Source organism: Cyclobacterium jeungdonense (genome assembly GCF_010994275.1).
GTDB classification, from domain to species: Bacteria; Bacteroidota; Bacteroidia; order Cytophagales; family Cyclobacteriaceae; genus Cyclobacterium; species Cyclobacterium jeungdonense.
On the sequence record NZ_WMCD01000003.1, the window covers coordinates 130,846 to 149,686 of the forward strand.

Sequence of the window (18,841 nt, forward strand, 5' to 3'; positions counted from 1 at the left end):
TCAAAACAACTAATGAGAAGCCAGCAATGATAATCGTTACCCATCCTGTCTATCCACAAATAAATTAATCAATGAAAATGATGAAAAATAATCGTTTAATAATTGGCACCTTTGTAATTCTATTTGTTGTTTTTTCGTGTGGGGGTTCCGCCTCGGATACCTCGCGCCAAGATGAACACGATGTACAAACCCATCAGAAAATAACAGTGAATACCGTTCAGTACGAACATGTGTTTGGTGATGACAGACCATTTGCACAATGCCACGCCTCTACCATGATCCCTTTGGGAGGAGAAGAATATTTGGTAGCCTGGTTTGCGGGGTCTCATGAAAAAAATGACGATGTGGGCATCTGGACCGCCAAGGGGAAACCGGGAAACTGGTCGGAACCCGAGTTGCTGGTAAAAGTTCGTAATGACCCCCATTGGAACCCTGTACTCTTCCAGGCTCCTGACGACAAGGTTTATTTGTTTTTTAAGGTTGGGAAAGAGATTGATTACTGGGAAACCTGGGTGCAGGTTTCGGAAGATGGCGGAGACAGTTGGTCAGAAGCCAGAGAATTAGTACCTGGGGATAAAGGAGGACGAGGTCCCGTAAGAAACCACATGCTGGTACTTTCGGATGGGACCTGGCTAGCACCTGCTTCCGACGAGAAGAATAAGGTTTGGACTGTATTTGTAGACCGGTCTGAGGATGGAGGAAAGACATGGGAGGCTACGGATAAATTAGAAATGGATCGTAACGAGATCAGTGGAGAAGGGGTAATTCAGCCGGCATTATGGGAATCAAAACCGGGGCATGTCCACATGTTGATGCGGAGTAGTTCCGGAAATATCTGTCGGTCAGACTCCGAAGACTACGGCAAAACCTGGTCTCCCGTAGAGGAAATCTCTTTGCCCAACAACAATAGCGGCATTGATGTGGCCCATTTGGGTGGAGAGAAAGTCGCCGTCATTTACAATCCGGTTTCGGAAAACTGGGGAGCGCGATATCCAATTTCGGTGTCTGTTTCCCTGGACAACGGGCATACTTGGGGCCCGAAGTTTGATATAGAAAAAGGAAAGGGTGAGGAGGATGAATTGTCCTACCCGGCAATGTTTTACGAAGATGGGAATTTGGTGGCTTGTTACACTTGGAACCGCCAACGGGTGGCATTCTGGAAGGGGAAATTGGAAGGAATTTAATCAAACGACTATGAAACTATTTTTGCTTATTGGCTGTCTGGTAGTGCTCGCAGCCCTAACCGTAAAAGCACAGGAAAAAGTCACGTATGCTGAAAAACTTGGATTTCCTGCCGGGAAAAAAGTAGTGATTTTTCATGTGGACGATGCGGGCATGTCCTATGAATCAAACGAAGGGACTATCAAGTCCATCGAGTCGGGAGTTGCTACCTCCTGTAGTATTATGATGCCTTGTCCCTGGGCAGCGAGTTTTGTCAAACATGCCCTGGAGAATCCCATGGATGCAGGCCTTCACTTGACTTTAACATCCGAGTGGAAGCATTATCGTTGGCACCCCCTTTCAGGTAAAGAGGTTGTTCCTGGACTAGTGGACCAGGAAGGGGCATTCTGGCCTTCGGTAGCGGAAGTGGTCCAAAATGCCAGCCCAGACGAGGTCGAACTGGAAATTCGCGCTCAAGTAGACCGCGCACTGACTATGGGACTAAAACCGACCCACTTGGATAGTCATATGGGAACACTTTTTTACCATCCGCCCTTTTTGGAACGATACATTAAGGTTGGCGTTGATTACGGAATTCCCGTTATGTTTCCCGGAGGAAACAATAAACTGCTTATGATTTCCATGAACAATAACCTGATTAAACAACTTAAAAATGAGGGGAATTATAAAGTGGGTATGGAATTGCCGCAAAACCCATTGATGGAGCAGGCACCGGAAATCGGGAAGAAAATTTGGAATTCAGGCTTACCAGTACTAGATGATCTGCATACTGTAAGCGGTAACTGGAAACCTGAAGGAGAGCCAGATAATGAGGCCTGGGGAGACTACAAAGTAGCCCAATTCAAATCAGTATTAACCCAAATGGAACCGGGATTAATGATGATCATTGTCCACAGCAATGGAGACCGGCAGGTATTTGACCGGATCAGTTCCTCAGGTGGATCCCGGTATGCAGACATGCTGGCCATGACAGATCCGGATTTGCAGAAATTCATAGAAGACGAAGGAATAATACTTACCACCTGGCAAGAAGTAATGCAACGAAGAAAAGGAGCAGAATGAAGAAACTTATTATGAGTCTGGTAGCCATGCTACTGGGTATTTCCACGTACGGCCAATACATTTCAAAAGAAAAAGTTGTTGAGCAGGAGCAATTGATTTTTCCGTTAAAAGAGAACCACGTGCATGGCAGCAGCATTGTTGCCCTACCAAACGGGGACTTGCTAGCCGCTTGGTTTGAAGGCTCGGGGGAGCGAACAGCAGATGATGTGAGGATTATGGGAGCTCGGTTGAGGAAACGAGATTCGGAATGGGGAGCTCCTTTTTTGATGGCCGATACTCCTGGGTTGCCCGATTGCAATCCGGTTTTGTTTTTAAATCAGGAAGGAAAACTCTTTTTGGTGTGGATAGCCGTTCAGGCCAATCGTTGGGAGCAAAGCATTCTGAGACTACGAACCAGTACCGCATTTGATAATGTCGGTGCCCCCATGTGGGATTGGCAGGACAATATTCTTCTCAAGCCAGGCGAAGAATTTCATCAGGAAGTAGTGCGAAAATTTAAAGAGTTGCCTCCCAATACTTCTGGATGGTCGGAATACGCGCCTTTGTATGATGAGATGATAATTGAGGCGAGCAAGGACAGCAAAAAAACCAGTATTGGTTGGATGACCCGGATCAAACCGCTGATTCTCCAGTCAGGTAGGATGCTGCTACCTCTTTACTCGGACGGTTTTAATTTTTCATTGGTAGCCATATCAGATGACGATGGTAAGACCTGGGCTGCCAGTAATCCCATCGTAGGAAGAGGCCCCATCCAGCCCGCTTTGGCTCAGCGCGAAAATGGAGAAATCATGGCTATCATGCGGGACAGCGGGGATGCTCCCAACAGGTTACAGCGCAGCTATTCCACCGATGAGGGGGTGACGTGGACAGCTAGTGAAAAATCAACCATTCCCAATACTGCCAGTGTAGAGTTATTGGTGTTAGATAATGGCTCATGGATCTTTTTAGGAAATGACGTGGATGATGGCAGGTACAAACTGTCCATGTATATTTCTGATGATGAAGGAAGGACTTGGAGGGGTAAAATGTACCTGGAAGACGAGAAAAAAGGCTACGGGGGCTTTTCCTACCCCTCGTTGATTCAGGATACAGATGGGATGGTACATGTTACGTATTCCTACCACCTGGAAGAAGGTGGAAAATCCATAAAATATGTAAAAATCAATCCAAATAATTTTTTTTAAGGTAGTACTTCCCACGCATTTGCATGTATTACAATTGAGCCGATCGATTACCTGAAAAGGTAGAATTGATTTGACTTTAGTAGTTAGGTTAGGTAAGTTTTGTCCGCTGCTGTCCATTGGGCAGGGCGGACAAATTTATTTTTAAATGGATTAGCCCAGAAAAACCTTTCCAGATTTCTATCGGTTGTTTGGGAAATGAGGCAGTTGAAACTCCTTTCTATTGAGCTGGTTGATTTCGATAATCCCTCTTAAATTCACAGCGGATCTTATTAAAAAAAATTCGATTAAACAATAAATCATATTTTATCAATGAAATACTTATCATTAAGACTCTTAGTATTATTAGGACTAGCGCTGGCCTGCACTATTGGAATAAAGGCTCAGAATATACCGGCTTCCAGTCAAAAAATTCACCTGGACAAGCCCTTTATTCAGGAATACAGCGTCAAATATACTGCAAGCGAGGATATGGTTTTAAAGAAAGCGTTTTCCGATAGAAATGGAACCATTCAGGTTTTGGAGGCATCAGGACTGGTGAGAACCCACGCTGGCGCCTTCCTTTATCCCGGTACCTTGATTCCTGACAGAAGCTACCTTCCCATGGAAGATAAAGTTATTCGTGATATGCTTACGATGGAGGGACAATTTGTTTATCTGGATGATGAAGCCGTCTTTAGCAATGCCTGGGCAGGAAGTGTTTATTTGCCTCACGAACTCCCAGGGGCAACTCTTTTTGAGTCTGGGAAAGGGTTTATATTCTTAGTTTCAGATGGTAGCGACCTTCATTTAGTAGGTCCCCAGGGAGTAATATGGAAGGACAACGCCGCAAATTCTCCAGTATTGGATATTAAATTTGACCCTGAACGAAACGTTTTCTACATCCTGAGTACAAATGCTGTGAGTATATTTTCAATATCGGAACAGAAACTATCACCACTAACCACCGGAGAAGACTTTACCTGTTTTGAATTCCGTCAGGGAAAAGATCGGCTGGCCATAGGCACAGAAGATGGATTTTTTGAATGGGACCTGGGAAAAAATCAAATGTGGGGTACCAAAAATGCAGCTTTACCTTCACCAAAATTGACCAGCATTTCTGAAATTAACGGTTTGCTCTGGTTTGGATCCGATAAGGGAGCCTTCCTGCAGAAAGAAGATGGAGGGTTTAACTATTATTACGGCCAACGATGGGTTCCCGGCGAAAAGGTTGTCCACGTCAGTCAAAAAGGTGGAAACGAAGTTTTGTTGTTAACAGAACAGGGCCTGGGCAAATTGGTATTTACCTATCAGACGCTCGCAGAAAAGGCTGCATATTTTGATCATCAGGTAAGAGACCGCCATATTCGTCACGGTTTTAATGCCAGCCTGGTGGGGATGGAAAAGGGCAATGTGGATACTGGGAGATTGGGAGACTCGGATAACGACGGCCTGTGGACCTCCATGTATCTGGGGGGAGAAGCATTCCGGTATGCAGAAACGGGAGATGCCGAAGCGTTACAGAATGTGCGAGAGTCTCTGGACGCCATGGAGCGGCTTTACACGATTAATCCGGTTCCTGGTTTTCCGTCCAGATCCTTCGAGAGAAGTGGCTATATCGAGCGGCTGTCAGACCCCGAGCGCTGGCAACATGCTAGCGATCCTGAATGGGATTGGAAAGCCACAACAAGTAGCGATGAAGCCATAGGACATGTATTTGTTTTTGGAGTTATAGCAGAGTTGGTAGACGAAGCAGACATCCGGGCCAAGGCGATTCGTCTACTGGATGAGTTGATGCAGCATATCGTTGATAATGACTGGTACCTGATTGATTACGATGGGGAACCTACTACCTGGGGCAGATGGAATCCGGAGTATGTCAACGGGTTTCCTACCATGGTAGGGGATAGAAAATTAAACTCCTCCAATATTGTGGCGATGTTGCAGACAGCGTATCACTTTACCGGAAAAGCAGTATACAAACAAAAAGCCTATGACCTGATGGAAAACCACGGGTATCTGGAAAACCTGATGCGCCCGATGGAAGAAATAGGAAAAGCGAAGGAAGGTAGCGACGAATGGGCCGCCATGCTTTCCGAATCCTGGAATCACTCAGACGATGAAATGTATTTTCTGGGTTATTGGGGATTGTACCGGTATGCTTTTACGGATGAGTTAAAGGGCATGTATAAAAAAGCCATCGTGGACCATTGGGAAGCAGAGCGACCGGAGAAAGACGGGCTTTGGAATATTTTTACGGCCCTGGTTTCCCCGGAGAATTTTGACCTGGAAGAAGCCATTTGGTACCTGCAGGAATACCCCCTTGATCTGATTAATTGGACAGTAAAAAACAGTCACCGGCAGGATATCGTATTGCTGGAAGAAAACTTCCGCAGGCAAACGACCCAGAAGGTGCTCCCACCAGATGAATTGCACATTCGCCGGCACAATGCCAACCGGTTTGGTCTGGATGGCGGGAGAGATGGCAACCAGGAGAACAGTGCGGGAGATATCTGGTTGCTTCCTTACTGGATGGGACGATACCTGGATGTAATCAGCGAACCCTTATTGCCTTAATGATCATCAGATATTATCTATTCGCAATATTAAAACGACATGACTAAAATAACGGAGCAGCCTTCCTTGTATCGGCATCTGGAAAAGATGTCCGTTTCGGAACTTACGGCTAACATTAATAGAGAAGATAAAAAAGTAGCCCTTGCCATCGAGTCAGCGCTTCCGCAGATCAATCGAATGATTGAGGAGATTCTGAAGAAGGTGGAGCAGGGGGGAAGGTTATTTTATCTGGGTGCGGGTAGTGGCGGAAGATTATCTGTCTTGGATGCCATCGAATTGCCGACTACCTACGGGATACCTAAAGGAGTGGTCAATGCAATACTGGCCGGTGGCGTTGCGCATTTGGTAGAGGCCCGGGAAGAAGAAGAAGATAACCGGGAAGCTGGCTGGAAGGCGCTGGAAAGTCATGAGGTTTCCGAAAATGATTTTGTGTTGGGTATTTCTGCCAGCGGAACCACCCCTTTCGTTTTGGCAGCCCTCCAGGTTTGTCAATCCCACGGAATCACCACCGGTTGCCTGGTTAGCAATCCGGGATCACCAATAGCCGGAGCAGCAAATTTCCCGGTGGAAATCATCACCGGGCCGGAATTTGTGTCGGGTAGTACCCGAATGAAATGCGGCACCATGCAGAAGATGGTATTTGACATGATCTCCACAACCTGTATGATCCGGTTGGGAAGAGTGGAGGATAACAAAATGGTCAATGTACAGCTCATAAACGATAAAATAACCGACCGGGCTGTGAAAATGCTTATGGAGAGAACTGGATTTACTGATTACGATAAGGCCAAGACCTTATTGCTGGAAAAAGGATCGGTAAAAAAGGCATTGGACGCGCTAAGTGAATAACAAAAAAGGGAGCCAAAATCAAGTAAGGCTCCCTTTTTTTATTTTTTAGGCAATGGATCAGGCGATCACTTTTTCTGCCAAAACAATTATTTTATTGTCATTTACTTCCACCACTCCTCCGTCCACTACCAGGGATTTTTTGCCATCGCTGGTGGTGTAAGACACCGCTCCCTTTTCCAATGCGGAAACAATGGCTGCGTGGTTTTTCAATATTTGAAAAGAACCGTTGGCTCCTGGAAAAGTAGCTTCCGAGACTTCTCCCTCAAATATTTTTCTATCCGGTGTAATGATTTCTAAATGCATGCTTTACGATAACTAGGAGTAGAATATGAAATTTTTGGGCTTCGAACCGGTAAGTAATTATTTTACCTCCGCCAGCATTTTTTCTCCTTTGGCCACGGCATCTTCAATGCTTCCTACCAAGTTAAAAGCCGCTTCCGGTAAATGATCCAGTTCACCATCCATGATCATGTTAAATCCTTTAATGGTATCCTTGATATCTACCAATACGCCTTTCAGACCGGTAAATTGTTCGGCTACGTGGAAAGGCTGAGAAAGGAAACGTTGCACCCTTCTAGCACGGTGAACCACCAGCTTGTCTTCTTCGGAAAGTTCTTCCATACCCAGGATGGCAATGATATCCTGAAGTTCTTTGTAACGCTGGAGGATCTCCTTAACCCGAGTGGCACAATCGTAATGCTCGTCTCCCAAAATTCCAGGTTCCAAAATACGGGAAGTGGAATCCAAAGGATCCACTGCAGGATATATTCCCAATTCAGCAATTTTTCTGGAAAGTACCGTGGTTGCATCCAGGTGGGCAAAGGTAGTCGCTGGTGCTGGATCCGTCAGGTCATCTGCAGGTACATAAACCGCCTGTACAGAGGTAATGGACCCGTTTTTGGTCGAAGTAATTCGCTCTTGCATGGCTCCCATTTCAGTGGCCAGTGTAGGTTGGTAACCTACAGCCGAAGGCATCCGTCCCAAAAGGGCTGAAACTTCGGATCCTGCCTGAGTAAAACGGAAGATGTTATCGATAAAGAAAAGGATGTCCTTACCGGCTCCTTCTCCTTCCCCATCGCGGTAGTATTCTGCAAGGGTCAGACCTGTTAAAGCTACTCTTGCACGAGCCCCCGGAGGTTCATTCATCTGGCCAAACACAAAGGTGGCTTTTGATTCCTGAAGCTTGTCAAGGTCTACTTTCGACAGGTCCCAACCCCCTTCTTCTTCCAGGGATTTGACGAAGTCATCCCCATAGGTCACAATCCCGGATTCAATCATTTCACGTAGCAGATCGTTTCCTTCACGGGTACGTTCTCCAACTCCAGCGAATACAGAAAGGCCTGAATAGGCTTTGGCGATATTGTTGATCAATTCTTGGATCAATACTGTTTTTCCAACTCCGGCGCCTCCAAAAAGTCCAATCTTACCTCCCTTAGCATAGGGCTCGATCAAGTCGATTACCTTAATTCCAGTATAGAGTACCTCTGCAGAGGTGGACAAATCTTCAAACTTAGGTGCTGACCGGTGAATGGGCAAGCGCTTGTTGGTGTCTGGCTGAGGTAATCCGTCGATAGCTTCTCCTACCACATTAAATAGCCTTCCTTTAATGCTGTCACCAATAGGCACTGAGATCGGGGCTCCAAGGTCCCTTACCTCCATTCCCCTCACCATACCTTCCGAAGAATCCATGGCAATGGTTCGTACCCGGTCTTCTCCAAGGTGTTGCTGAACCTCCAGAATTACCGTTTGGCCGTTTTCTTTTGTGATTTCAAGTGCATCAAGGATATTTGGCAGTTTACTTCCCTCAAAGGAAACATCCACAACAGGACCAATTACCTGAGTTATCTTACCAGTATTCGCCATTGTTATATTTTAAGATGAATAGGAACAATACTTTTTTTAATTCGAGTGCAAAATTAGTTAATATTGCTGAATACCAAAGGATGTTTTAAAAATTAATACACTTTGTCTCACATTTTTATGTTACTAGGTTTTTAATACAAAAAATCCTGTCATTTTGGGCGGCCCTACTTTCGAATACCCTTTTAAAACATCCTCCTGGCACGAACCCACCGTTTGGACCAGTACCCTGATTGGATATTATCTTCCGTAACGCCTAGTGAAGTGGAGGCATGAATAAAATACGTTGTTCCCCGCCTTTTTTCAGTAATGATCCCAGCATGGGTGACTTTTCGCCGCCTTCTGCCGGTTGCAAAAAACACCACATCACCTTTTTTTAGTTTCCGTCTGGATACTCGCTTTCCCATCCTGCTTTGATCTTCGGATACTCTGGGCAAATTGAGCCCCACGCTCCGAAACGACAGGTATACCAGAGCCGAACAGTCCATACCGGTTCGGCTGATTCCCCCATAGCGATAGGGGGTGCCCTGAAAGGATTTTGCTGTTTGCACTACTTGATGGATATGCTGCTGACGGATTTTTCTGGCGGAAGAACAAGCGCTGAAAAGAAATAAAAACAGCCCCATTACTAAAAAACACCACCCGCTACGATTTACTTGCTGTTGCATAAAAGAATCTAAATTTGGTCAATGATAAAAAATCCGGCGGGAAGAAGCAAAAACCGAGCGTGATTTGATTACCCCCCCGGCGAAATTACTTCGAATACCCATGCAATTTCTGTAATAAATGGTTACTTTTAATCTTTCAAGGACATCACAACCACCTAAATTCCCAGGGAATTCACTAACAGAGAAACAGGCCCAATGCGTACCATGAGTAAAGAAGATTTCAGAAGGCTTCCCCTTCCTAAGAAGGTACAAAAATTATATACTGACGGCACATTTGTGGTGGCTATTCGGTATTATGCGTACAAGGTGAACCTGTATTTGCTGGGGCGAGAGTATGTGGAGGTTTTTTATAACCACAAATACGACCGGATCGATAAGGTGGAATTTTTGAACCAACGGCATTCACGTATGAAGTTTTACCTGGACCAGATCAGGCTTCAGGAAATTTAATTCCAGCGGGTCGCTTGCCCTATGGATTGATAAGCTTATGGTGAATTGCAAGAACCTTCGGTATCAGCAGTTCTTTTTCATCATTGGGCAAAACAAAGGTTGCCAGTTCATTTTTTTTATCGTCACTCCATTGCTTGTCCATTATGGCTCTGATTTGTTCCGGACTTCTGTGTGGGTCTCTTTTTAGTATTCGGGAAACGCGCAATTCCACGGGAGCGGTGACGTGGATGGTGTAATCCAATTCCAGGTACGAGCCAGTTTCAAACAATAAAGCGGCTTCTTTTAATACATAGGGTGATTGCTGAAATTCCACCCAGGTTTTAAAATCCCTTTTCACTGCGGGATGGACGATCCGGTTTATTTTTTCGGTTTCAACTGAGTTTGAAAAAACCTTTTTTGCCAGGTAGGACCTGTTTGGCTGGCCATCTGTCAAATAGGCATCCTTCCCAAATTCGACAATTATTTTTTCTCGCAAGCTACCTTCGTGTTCCATGAGCCACTTTGCGCGGCCGTCTGCATTGTAAACAGGTACATTGAGCAGGGCAAAAAGCTTTGAAATCAGTGATTTCCCGGCACCTATTCCCCCGGTAATACCCAGCAACACGGGTTGCTGCCTATTCATATATCAACTTGAAGTTTTCGGGCTCGAATGAGACTTCTTTAATATACGCCGGGGATTTGTTCAAGGAAGCGGAAATGGTGCTATCCTCGCGGTTTCGGTTGTTGTAATTTAATATGGCGGTAAGTTCCAGATTTTGCATCTCTTCCATCTTATCCTCCTGAACCAGAAAGCGGGCTTGAATTTCGGTAATTGTGCTATCAATTGTCACATTGCCCGGAAAGTAGACTTTCTGGATATCCAGATTGACCGTATTTTCTATGAAGGCAATTACCTCAAAAGAAACCTGAGATGTTTCCTCATCAAGACTAAGGAACTTTTGTTTTTCCTTATCTAATTTTAATGGAAGGAGTTTGGAATAATTTTCACTAATATTATCGTCAGCTATATCCAAGTATAACTTGCCATCCAGTTGCTCGATAATTGAAATGGGGCCTGTCACGGTGACCGTTTCAGGTTCCAGAGTGATTTCTGACGCATAGGCATGATTTTCAGCCAAAGTAGTGGAGGTCGTATCCGGAACAATCTGAATTTTTTTAGATACAATCCGGTCAATGGAAAAAAACAGGGTGTCCTGAACAATGTCCACCAGGTTGGAGGACGTCAGGTGTTCGGCCATTTGGCGCTCAATATCAGAAGCTAAAATAAAAGGTTTTTGGGAAGGGTCTTCTACAAATACCTCCAGTGGCGTGACACTGATTTTAAAGTGTCTTTTTAGTAGATCCCAGCCATTTCCGTTGATTTGAATTCGAACCTCTCTGGGGACATCGCCTACAGCCATAAACTCCTCTTGATTGTAGTTTAATTCCAAAGGCTGGTTTACTGAAGTCGTGTAGTTGTCCTTATTAAGGGCATTCAAAAGCCAAAAGGTGGTAGCCGTGAATACACAGAGGACTACCACTTTTATATTTGACGTTTTTTCAGGTTTAAGTTTCCTAAAATAGTTACCAAGTGTACTCAACTGTACGGGGAATTATTTGGCATTATTTAATTTTTTTGTGTAATCGAGTGAAAGTGCAGATTTTTCAACCTTGAGTTTCATTCCTTTGTCTAATTCCACGTATACCAGATCCCCTTCTACTGAAAAAACTTTGCCATGGATTCCACCTACCGTTACTACTTGGTCTCCTTTTTTAATTTCGGAGATAAATTTGGTGGTTTCTTTTTGTTTTTTTTGTTGGGGACGGATCATGAAAAAATACATGATCAAAATGATACTTCCGAATAGAAATACCTGACCCATGATGCCGCTTCCGGCACCACCGTCTACTTGAAGCAATAGCGAATGGTACATTTTTAACGTTTAACAGGACCTGCTGAAGGCCCGGGTGATGCAGATGCAGTTTTTCTATTGACGCTACCTTTCAAACGCAAACGGGTTACGTTAGGAGAGGTATTTGCCTGGATGGTTACCGTTGGGCTTTGGACGCCTGACTTTCCGGTGGAATTGAAAACAACCTTCACAAAACCCTCTTCTCCGGGTTTGATCGGCGTCTTGGTCCATTCGGGACTGGTACATCCGCAGGAAGCCTGAATGTTCGAAATGACTAAAGGGGCTTGACCGGAATTTTCGAAAGTAAACAGGTGCTCTACCACTTCCCCTTCCTGAATGGTTCCGAAATCAAAAACTTCTTCTTCAAATGTAAAAGCACCGATGGAAGAAGGATCTGCCGCTTGTACATTTTGTGCATTGCTGGGTGTCACTACCTGGTTCTGCTCCAATTGAGAAATTTTCTGCTCCAATGCTTCAATCCGGTCGTCTTTTTCTCCACCTCCCTGACTGCACGCACCGGTCAGCACCAGGGAAACTCCCAGAATCAAAACCGTGATTTTTGAATAATTCATAAAATTAACTAATTTAATTATTGTTGTTTTCTTTATTAATCTGATCAATAAGCTTGTTCACATCGCTGAGTAGGTTTTCGGCTTTGGATTTTGCTTCTGTGATAACTTTATCTCCTTCTGATTTGGCCAGATTGTCGGGCAAATTTTTGCCCTCCATCAAATCCTCTATCAGATCTTCCAGCTCATTGCTGTATTTACCCAGCCGATAGGAGAGCTTATCTCTGGTGTTATTGCCAGAATCTGGTGCAAATAGCACCCCTAGAACCGCTCCCAGCCCTGCTCCTAAAGCAAAAACGAATAGTGAATTACTTTTCTTACTCATTATCTATGTTATTTATTATCAATAAGTCCTCTACCACTTTTACGGATTTTTCCACTTTCGGTTAATTCTTTTGATAAAGTATCCAACAAACCATTAACAAATTGCTTGCTTTTAGGCGTGCTGTAGGTTTTAGAAATATCGATGTATTCATTTATCGAAACTTTCGTCGGAATACTCGGGAAATTAACCATTTCCGTCAATGCCATTATCAGGATAACCCTGTCCGTTAAGGCGATCCTTTCTACATCCCAATTTTTTGTTTTTTGGGCAATCATACCACTAAACTCGTCTTCCGAAGCTATGGTCAAGTTAAATATATTTTGGAAGAATTCCTTATCCTCCTCCCAGTTTAAAGCCAACTCGGGAAGAATTTCATCCGTGCTCTCTTCCCCTCCCGATAAGTTCTTGATCACTTTTGATGCCAGACTTCTGACAATGGATTTATTCTCCGCCCAATTGATATCCTTTTCCTGAAAAAAACTGATGACAGCCTCACTTTTGAACAGTACTTTTTTTAACAGGGATTGGAGGATTTCTTTGTCTTGTTCAAAACTGGGATTATCAATAGCAATGTACTTTTGATATTCCTCATTTGGCTTAACCAATTCCCTAAACCATTCTTTTATTTCCAGTTCCAACTCCGCACTATCCACCTGAAATCGGCTACATTCACGCCGGAAGGAATGATTGGAATCGATTAGTTGCAAGGCCTTGTTGGCACCCAAATTATAAAACGATGCTGGCTGTATTACCGGCTGGGCATCGTATTTTCTCTTTTTAGCCTTTTCGTTGTTCACATGTGCTCCAAACTCCAACAAAATATGGATGGCAAAAATATACAATCCGGGGATGTTTTCCACTGCTGTCAGCATGTTACTTTTCAAAAAATCCTTGTCTTTTTGATTGTATTTATGGTAAAGATCTACTGCTTTAATTGCCGTATGCCTTATTTTTTGATCTGTTTCCTCTGATCCCAGTGGCGTGTTCTTTTGCAGATGAGATAAAAAAAGCTGCACACACCTTTCCGCATCTCTTTTGAGTTGACCCTTGTCCTGAACCTCCATGGTGTTGAGATCCGGAAGAAACGCCTCCCTAATATAATCTTGTGCGAGGTTAGCATTGCTAAACTTGCATTGTTGGTAGGCATATAATGTTTGAAATGCTTTTACTCTAAGGATTCTTCTGTTTAACATTTATTGAAATTAAAGAACGTAATGGGTTAAACCCTGAAATTTACCGAAAGTGCAGGCTCGCCTGCTTAAACGAAAATTTCTGCAAATTAGTAAATGTACCCGCAAAGGGCAAATATATCCATTTATTCAATGATAGAAATAGATTTTCCGCTATCAAAACCTTTTTAATACCGCGATGGGTTCCATTTTCGTGTTAATCGCAAGTGAAGGGCCTTTTTCTTTTGTTTTGACACCTGCCATTGAACTTTGGAGTTTGGAATGTGTTATATTTGAATTCCGGTAAGCGATACCAACAGAGAGCAAAATTTAATAAGTGTTGTTCGCTTTACCGATGCAATATAAGATATATTATAAAAGACAATACGAAATTTAAAGCTTTTTATTTTGTGAAGCCTCTTTGGAGATTAAATAAATATTTATATAAATACAAGCTGTACCTTTTTCTAGGAATAGTATTTACGCTTATTTCCAATATTTTTGTAATTATTCCTGCCCAACTGGTTCGGATCGCCATCGATTATGTGGTGGAAAGTTTTTCTTACTATCAGGTCTACGAAGAGGGATCGATTGTCACAGAACTGGCCCGAACTGTTTTTTTAAAGTATATCCTTATTTTTGGACTGTTGATCCTGGCGATGGCGCTGTTGCGTGGTTTGTTTTTATTTTTAATCCGGCAGACGATTATTGCCATGTCCCGGCTGATAGAATACGACTTGAAAAACGAAATATACCAGCACTATCAGCGCTTGCCTCTGGCCTTTTTCCGACAAAACAGTACCGGGGATCTGATGGCCCGAATTACCGAAGACGTGTCCAAAGTCAGGATGTATTTGGGGCCGGCCCTGATGTATGGCCTCAACTTATTGATATTGTTTCCCCTGGTCATCGGCTATATGTTAACGGTCAACGTCCCTTTGACGCTGTATTCCCTGATTCCCCTGCCCATTTTGTCGGTAAGCATTTACGTGGTCAATAACATGATCAACGAACGATCTGAAAAAATCCAAAGGAGTCTTTCGGGCCTTAGTACCTTCGTGCAGGAAGCTTTCTCCGGAATTCGGGTGATCAAATCCTTTGTCCGGGAAACAGATAGTGCCCGGCAATTTGATAAGGCCAGCGAGAATTACAAAGAAAAATCGATCTCCCTCACCCGGGTACAATCCTTATTCTTTCCACTGATTTTAGCATTGATCGGTATGAGTACGATTATTACAGTATATGTAGGGGGAATTCAGGTGATTGAAGGGGCCATAGGCTATGGCGTGATTGCAGAGTTTATATTATATGTCAACATGCTCACCTGGCCGGTTACTTCCCTGGGTTGGGTGACCAGCATCGTTCAGCGGGCGGCAGCTTCCCAGGCCCGTATCAATGAATTCCTGGATCAGAAAAATGATATCCTGAGTACCGAAGATACGGTTCGCGAAATTGAAGGAAGGATCCGGGTGGAAAACCTTTCCTTTGTCTATCCGGATTCGGGGATTCGGGCACTTGACAAGGTTAATTTTGAAATTGGCTCCGGTCAGTCTCTGGCCATTATCGGGACTACCGGTTCTGGAAAATCCACCATCGCCAATCTGTTGATGCGGATGTATGATGCCTCGGAGGGTCGTATTTTAATTGATGACCTGGATATTCGCTCCTACAACATCGCAAACCTGAGAGAGCAAATTGGATACGTACCTCAGGACGTGTTCCTTTTTAGTGATAGCATCACCAACAATATTGGTTTTGGGCTCGGAAAAGAATTGAATTTCGATCTGATTGAAAAGGCCGCCAAAGATGCGGACGTTTACCAGAATATCGTGGACTTTCCAAAAGGCTTCGATACCCGGCTTGGGGAAAGAGGCATAACCCTGTCCGGTGGGCAAAAGCAAAGGGTCTCCATCGCCAGGGCCATTGCCAAGTCACCGAGAATTTTGCTGCTGGATGATTGCTTGTCAGCGGTTGACACCAAAACGGAAAATGCCATCCTGAATGCACTCGAAAAAATCATGAAAGGCAGGACCTCTATCATCATCTCTCACCGGGTTTCCTCTGCAAAGCTGGCCGACCAGATCATCGTGCTGAATGACGGAAAGATGGTAGAAAAAGGAACCCATGAGGACCTGATGCTGGCCAAAGGCACCTATGCCGAGCTCTATGAGAAGCAAACCCAGCAGGCTGGAGAAGTGGAATGAGCTGAAGGAGAAGGTCTATAGTTGAATATAAAGACCAGCTACAGCAAACTGAACCAAAGTAAAGTTGTAAACTTCATCTACATTAGCTCCTCCTTCCAGAAAACGATAACCTGCTTTAATATCTATACGCTCCGTTATAGGTAATCGGGTACCCAGAAATAGGTCAAATGCTCTTCCCGGACCCCCTGCCAGTCCATCTCCTTCAAAGTAAATCAACTTTTTACCTCCAAGATTATAGGAGGTGTATAAATGCAACAGGGGTACAAAGCCCAGGTCATCTTTTTTGTCACGTAGTCCCTGATCATTAGCGAGACGAACCTGCGCATCCCGGATTTTGGCTGTGAAACCGACACCTACAAGCCAATCTCCAGACTTAAGGATATCTCTACGGTAGGTCAATCTGTAGCTGTTGAATTGATAATAACCATCCAAAGTCTCTCCCTGCTGAAAAATGCTGGACTGGAAGCTGATGTTTTTGGTGGCGGTTCCGTTATAGTTAATGCCGAGAGGGGCATAAAGGGCGAAAATATGGTTCTTTTCATTAAAGCTAAAGCCCAATCGGGTTCTTAATGGGATGACGGGCCCCTCCGTTTCGAAATCTTCCTGAAAACTAAATAAAGTTCCCATTTCATTGGGAATTCGTACATCATTGTATCCGGGAAATGCCAGGCCGGACTCGACATCTAAAATGACCTGGGCCCGGGAAAGGGTACCTATTAAAAATAGAAACATGGTCAAGGATAAAACTAATAATCTTAACATTGATACGTGTTTTTTAGGATTTTACTAAATCGAGTAGTATCAAGTATTGTGCCTTCCCATCATCTGTTGTATATTTCTATTGATCTGAATTTCATTCTATAATAAACCCAATACTAATCATGAAATCGAGCATGACGAGATCGACACACAGAGGGATGATTATCAAGCATGCGAGATTCCATCTGACCGCTGAAAAAAAAATATAAACAGATGAAAAAGATAATTAGCCTGCTACTGGCATTTTCCTTTCTTGCTTCCGGCCTCGCACAGGAGCTTACGCTGGTCAAAAACCGAAAGTCAGACTTTACTATCATTATTCCGGAACATCCTTCGGTGGAAGAGGTGCATGGAGCAAAGGTATTGCAACACTATTTGTTGAAAATTTCAGGGGCACAACTCCCCGTAAAGACGGATAAAGGACTGCCGGGGCAAAATGAAATCCTGATCGGAAGCGTAATCCGGCCTGAGACAGCCTTGGTTCCTTATGATCAAATGGGGAGGGATGGAATATATATAAGAAATAACGGTAGGCAACTTATCCTAACCGGCGGACCAAAAAAAGGAGTGGTATACGCCGTTTACACTTTTCTGGAAGAATACCTGAACTGTAAGAAATACACATCCAGTTTTGAAGTTGTTCCGAAACAAAAAACCATTAGTATTCCGGCCATTGATGAGCTTCAGGTGCCGGATTTTACTTTTAGAGAGGTATTTTATAATGACGCCTATGATTCCAAATTCATGGACTGGCACAAGCTGCATTCTCATGGTGAGCGGGGCAATAGCCCCTCAGAATGGGGCTATTGGGTGCATACTTTCCATAACTTCCTCAACCCGGCGGAATATGGAGAAAGCCATCCTGAGTATTTTAGTTTTTATGAGGGCAAGCGACATGCAGGTTTGGTGCCTTCCTGGGACGGCAAGAGTGTTCAGCCCGAATCCCAACTCTGCCTTAGTAACCCCGAGGTACTTGATATCGTGTGCCAAAACCTTCAAAAAGCCATCGATGAAAGGCCAGAAGCTCTTTACTGGTCAGTCAGCCAGAACGATAATGTGAATTATTGTCAATGTGAACATTGTGCTGCTTTGGACGCCAAATATGCTGCCTTTGCACCAGAAGATAAAATGTACGCCACACATGGCAGCCAATACCCTGCTTTAGGAATGGGTTCTTTATTGACCTTTATCAATAAGGTGGCGGAGCGTTTTCCTGATAAAATAATTTCTACGCTGGCCTATCAGTATACCCGGGTGCCTCCCAAAAATCTGGTGCCTCGCGACAACGTGAATATCATGCTTTGTAGCATAGAAAGCACCCGCAATGAGCCCATTGAGTCGGGAGATCCGGATTTTAGCGAGGACCTGAAAGGCTGGGCTCAGCTTACTGACAATATTCTGGTATGGGATTATAACATTCAATTTGCAAACTTGCTGGCCCCTTTTCCCAACCTACGAACCCTGCAACCCAATATTTCTTTTCTCCGGAATAATAATGTAAGTGCCGTATTTGCCCAGGGTAATATTCAATCTGGTGGTGAATCGGCGGAACTGAGGGCTTACCTGTTGGCCAAATTGCTTTGGAATCCCGACCTGGACGTGGACCGGGAAATGAAAGACTTCCTGAATGCATACTATGGCAAAGCGGCGCCTTTTGTCAATGACTATATCAACCTTCTGCATGACAATAATAAGGGATTTACGGGAAGAAAGATGTCTATTTTTGGAAGTCCAATACAGGAAGGAGACAGTTTTCTTAGCCCTGAGCTAATTGCAAATTACAACGCGCTCTTTGACAAAGCGGAGAAAGCGGTCCGAAAAAATCCAGAGCAACTCACCCGGGTAAAATCTGCCCGACTTCCGGTATATTTTGCCATGCTCGAAATTATGAAGGAAAAAAGTGCTGGAAATTGGGAGACCTTTCAGGAGCAAGGTAAACGAAAGGCCAGACTACCAGATGAAGTAAGCCAACTACTTTACGAATTTTACTACCTCTGCATGGATGCCCAGGTCAGTAGAATTGCCGAATGGCATACAACCCCCAGCGAATACCTGGAAAACTATCCTCTTATAGAGAAGGAATAGCGGTAGGTGAAAATTCCGCTTGGTTTGCCG

General features: G+C 44.1%; 18 protein-coding genes. 8 read left to right on the forward strand and 10 right to left on the reverse strand.

Annotated features, from left to right (window positions below; all coding sequences use genetic code 11):
* Positions 1 to 77 precede the first annotated feature (77 nt).
* From GKS34_RS08055 to GKS34_RS08075, 5 genes are all read left to right on the forward strand, one after another.
* Entirely contained in the window at positions 78 to 1,184 is a 1,107-nt protein-coding gene (locus tag GKS34_RS08055; RefSeq protein ID WP_240459236.1) for a sialidase family protein, read from the forward strand.
* Positions 1,185 to 1,194: 10 nt separating this feature from the next.
* Positions 1,195 to 2,244, forward strand: a complete 1,050-nt coding sequence (locus GKS34_RS08060; protein WP_163384300.1) for a polysaccharide deacetylase family protein — start codon at positions 1,195 to 1,197, stop codon at positions 2,242 to 2,244.
* Positions 2,241 to 3,428, forward strand: coding sequence for a sialidase family protein (locus GKS34_RS08065; RefSeq protein WP_163384301.1), 1,188 nt, complete (start codon positions 2,241 to 2,243; stop codon positions 3,426 to 3,428). Before GKS34_RS08060 ends, GKS34_RS08065 begins: the two co-directional genes overlap by 4 nt.
* Before the next feature lie 309 nt (positions 3,429 to 3,737).
* Positions 3,738 to 5,981, forward strand: coding sequence for a hypothetical protein (locus GKS34_RS08070; protein WP_163384302.1), 2,244 nt, complete (start codon positions 3,738 to 3,740; stop codon positions 5,979 to 5,981).
* A gap of 39 nt (positions 5,982 to 6,020) precedes the next feature.
* Positions 6,021 to 6,830 (forward strand): N-acetylmuramic acid 6-phosphate etherase, encoded by an 810-nt coding sequence (locus tag GKS34_RS08075; protein WP_163384303.1) that lies wholly within the window; start codon positions 6,021 to 6,023, stop codon positions 6,828 to 6,830.
* A 57-nt stretch (positions 6,831 to 6,887) separates the two neighbouring features.
* Here GKS34_RS08075 and atpC read toward each other — a convergent pair whose 3' ends face one another.
* From atpC to GKS34_RS08090, 3 genes are all read right to left on the reverse strand, one after another.
* Positions 6,888 to 7,133 (reverse strand): ATP synthase F1 subunit epsilon, encoded by a 246-nt coding sequence (gene atpC / locus GKS34_RS08080; protein WP_163384304.1) that lies wholly within the window; start codon positions 7,131 to 7,133, stop codon positions 6,888 to 6,890.
* A gap of 57 nt (positions 7,134 to 7,190) precedes the next feature.
* Positions 7,191 to 8,693, reverse strand: a complete 1,503-nt coding sequence (gene atpD / locus GKS34_RS08085; RefSeq protein WP_163384305.1) for a F0F1 ATP synthase subunit beta — start codon at positions 8,691 to 8,693, stop codon at positions 7,191 to 7,193.
* A gap of 182 nt (positions 8,694 to 8,875) precedes the next feature.
* A complete protein-coding gene (locus GKS34_RS08090) occupies positions 8,876 to 9,358 on the reverse strand; it encodes a C40 family peptidase (RefSeq protein WP_163384306.1) in 483 nt (160 codons plus the stop codon).
* Positions 9,359 to 9,562: 204 nt separating this feature from the next.
* On the opposite strand from GKS34_RS08090, the gene GKS34_RS08095 reads away from it, so the two are divergent.
* A complete protein-coding gene (locus GKS34_RS08095) occupies positions 9,563 to 9,808 on the forward strand; it encodes a hypothetical protein (RefSeq protein ID WP_163384307.1) in 246 nt (81 codons plus the stop codon).
* Between the two features lie 19 nt (positions 9,809 to 9,827).
* Here GKS34_RS08095 and coaE read toward each other — a convergent pair whose 3' ends face one another.
* The 6 genes from coaE to nusB are packed head-to-tail and all read right to left on the reverse strand — an operon-like array spanning position 9,828 to position 13,787.
* Complete coding sequence (gene coaE, locus GKS34_RS08100) at positions 9,828 to 10,430, reverse strand: dephospho-CoA kinase (protein ID WP_163384308.1); 603 nt, start codon at positions 10,428 to 10,430, stop codon at positions 9,828 to 9,830.
* On the reverse strand, positions 10,423 to 11,388 hold the full coding sequence (locus tag GKS34_RS08105) for a YbbR-like domain-containing protein (RefSeq protein WP_163384309.1): 966 nt from the start codon (positions 11,386 to 11,388) through the stop codon (positions 10,423 to 10,425). Before GKS34_RS08105 ends, coaE begins: the two co-directional genes overlap by 8 nt.
* 12 nt (positions 11,389 to 11,400) lie before the next feature.
* Positions 11,401 to 11,721, reverse strand: coding sequence for a preprotein translocase subunit YajC (yajC, locus tag GKS34_RS08110; RefSeq protein WP_163384310.1), 321 nt, complete (start codon positions 11,719 to 11,721; stop codon positions 11,401 to 11,403).
* Between the two features lie 2 nt (positions 11,722 to 11,723).
* Positions 11,724 to 12,272, reverse strand: a complete 549-nt coding sequence (locus GKS34_RS08115) for a DUF1573 domain-containing protein (protein ID WP_163384311.1) — start codon at positions 12,270 to 12,272, stop codon at positions 11,724 to 11,726.
* Positions 12,273 to 12,285: 13 nt separating this feature from the next.
* A complete protein-coding gene (locus GKS34_RS08120; RefSeq protein WP_162341077.1) occupies positions 12,286 to 12,594 on the reverse strand; it encodes a YtxH domain-containing protein in 309 nt (102 codons plus the stop codon).
* A gap of 8 nt (positions 12,595 to 12,602) precedes the next feature.
* Entirely contained in the window at positions 12,603 to 13,787 is a 1,185-nt protein-coding gene (gene nusB / locus GKS34_RS08125) for a transcription antitermination factor NusB (protein WP_163384312.1), read from the reverse strand.
* A gap of 386 nt (positions 13,788 to 14,173) precedes the next feature.
* Here nusB and GKS34_RS08130 point away from each other — a divergent pair, with 386 nt between their 5' ends.
* Positions 14,174 to 15,967, forward strand: a complete 1,794-nt coding sequence (locus tag GKS34_RS08130) for an ABC transporter ATP-binding protein (RefSeq protein ID WP_163384313.1) — start codon at positions 14,174 to 14,176, stop codon at positions 15,965 to 15,967.
* Between the two features lie 15 nt (positions 15,968 to 15,982).
* Here GKS34_RS08130 and GKS34_RS08135 read toward each other — a convergent pair whose 3' ends face one another.
* On the reverse strand, positions 15,983 to 16,729 hold the full coding sequence (locus tag GKS34_RS08135) for a hypothetical protein (protein WP_240459237.1): 747 nt from the start codon (positions 16,727 to 16,729) through the stop codon (positions 15,983 to 15,985).
* A gap of 210 nt (positions 16,730 to 16,939) precedes the next feature.
* Here GKS34_RS08135 and GKS34_RS08140 point away from each other — a divergent pair, with 210 nt between their 5' ends.
* Positions 16,940 to 18,811 carry a glycoside hydrolase family 20 protein gene (locus GKS34_RS08140; protein ID WP_163384314.1) on the forward strand — a complete coding sequence of 624 codons (1,872 nt, stop codon included), beginning with the start codon at positions 16,940 to 16,942 and terminating at the stop codon, positions 18,809 to 18,811.
* The last annotated feature ends 30 nt before the right edge of the window (positions 18,812 to 18,841 follow it).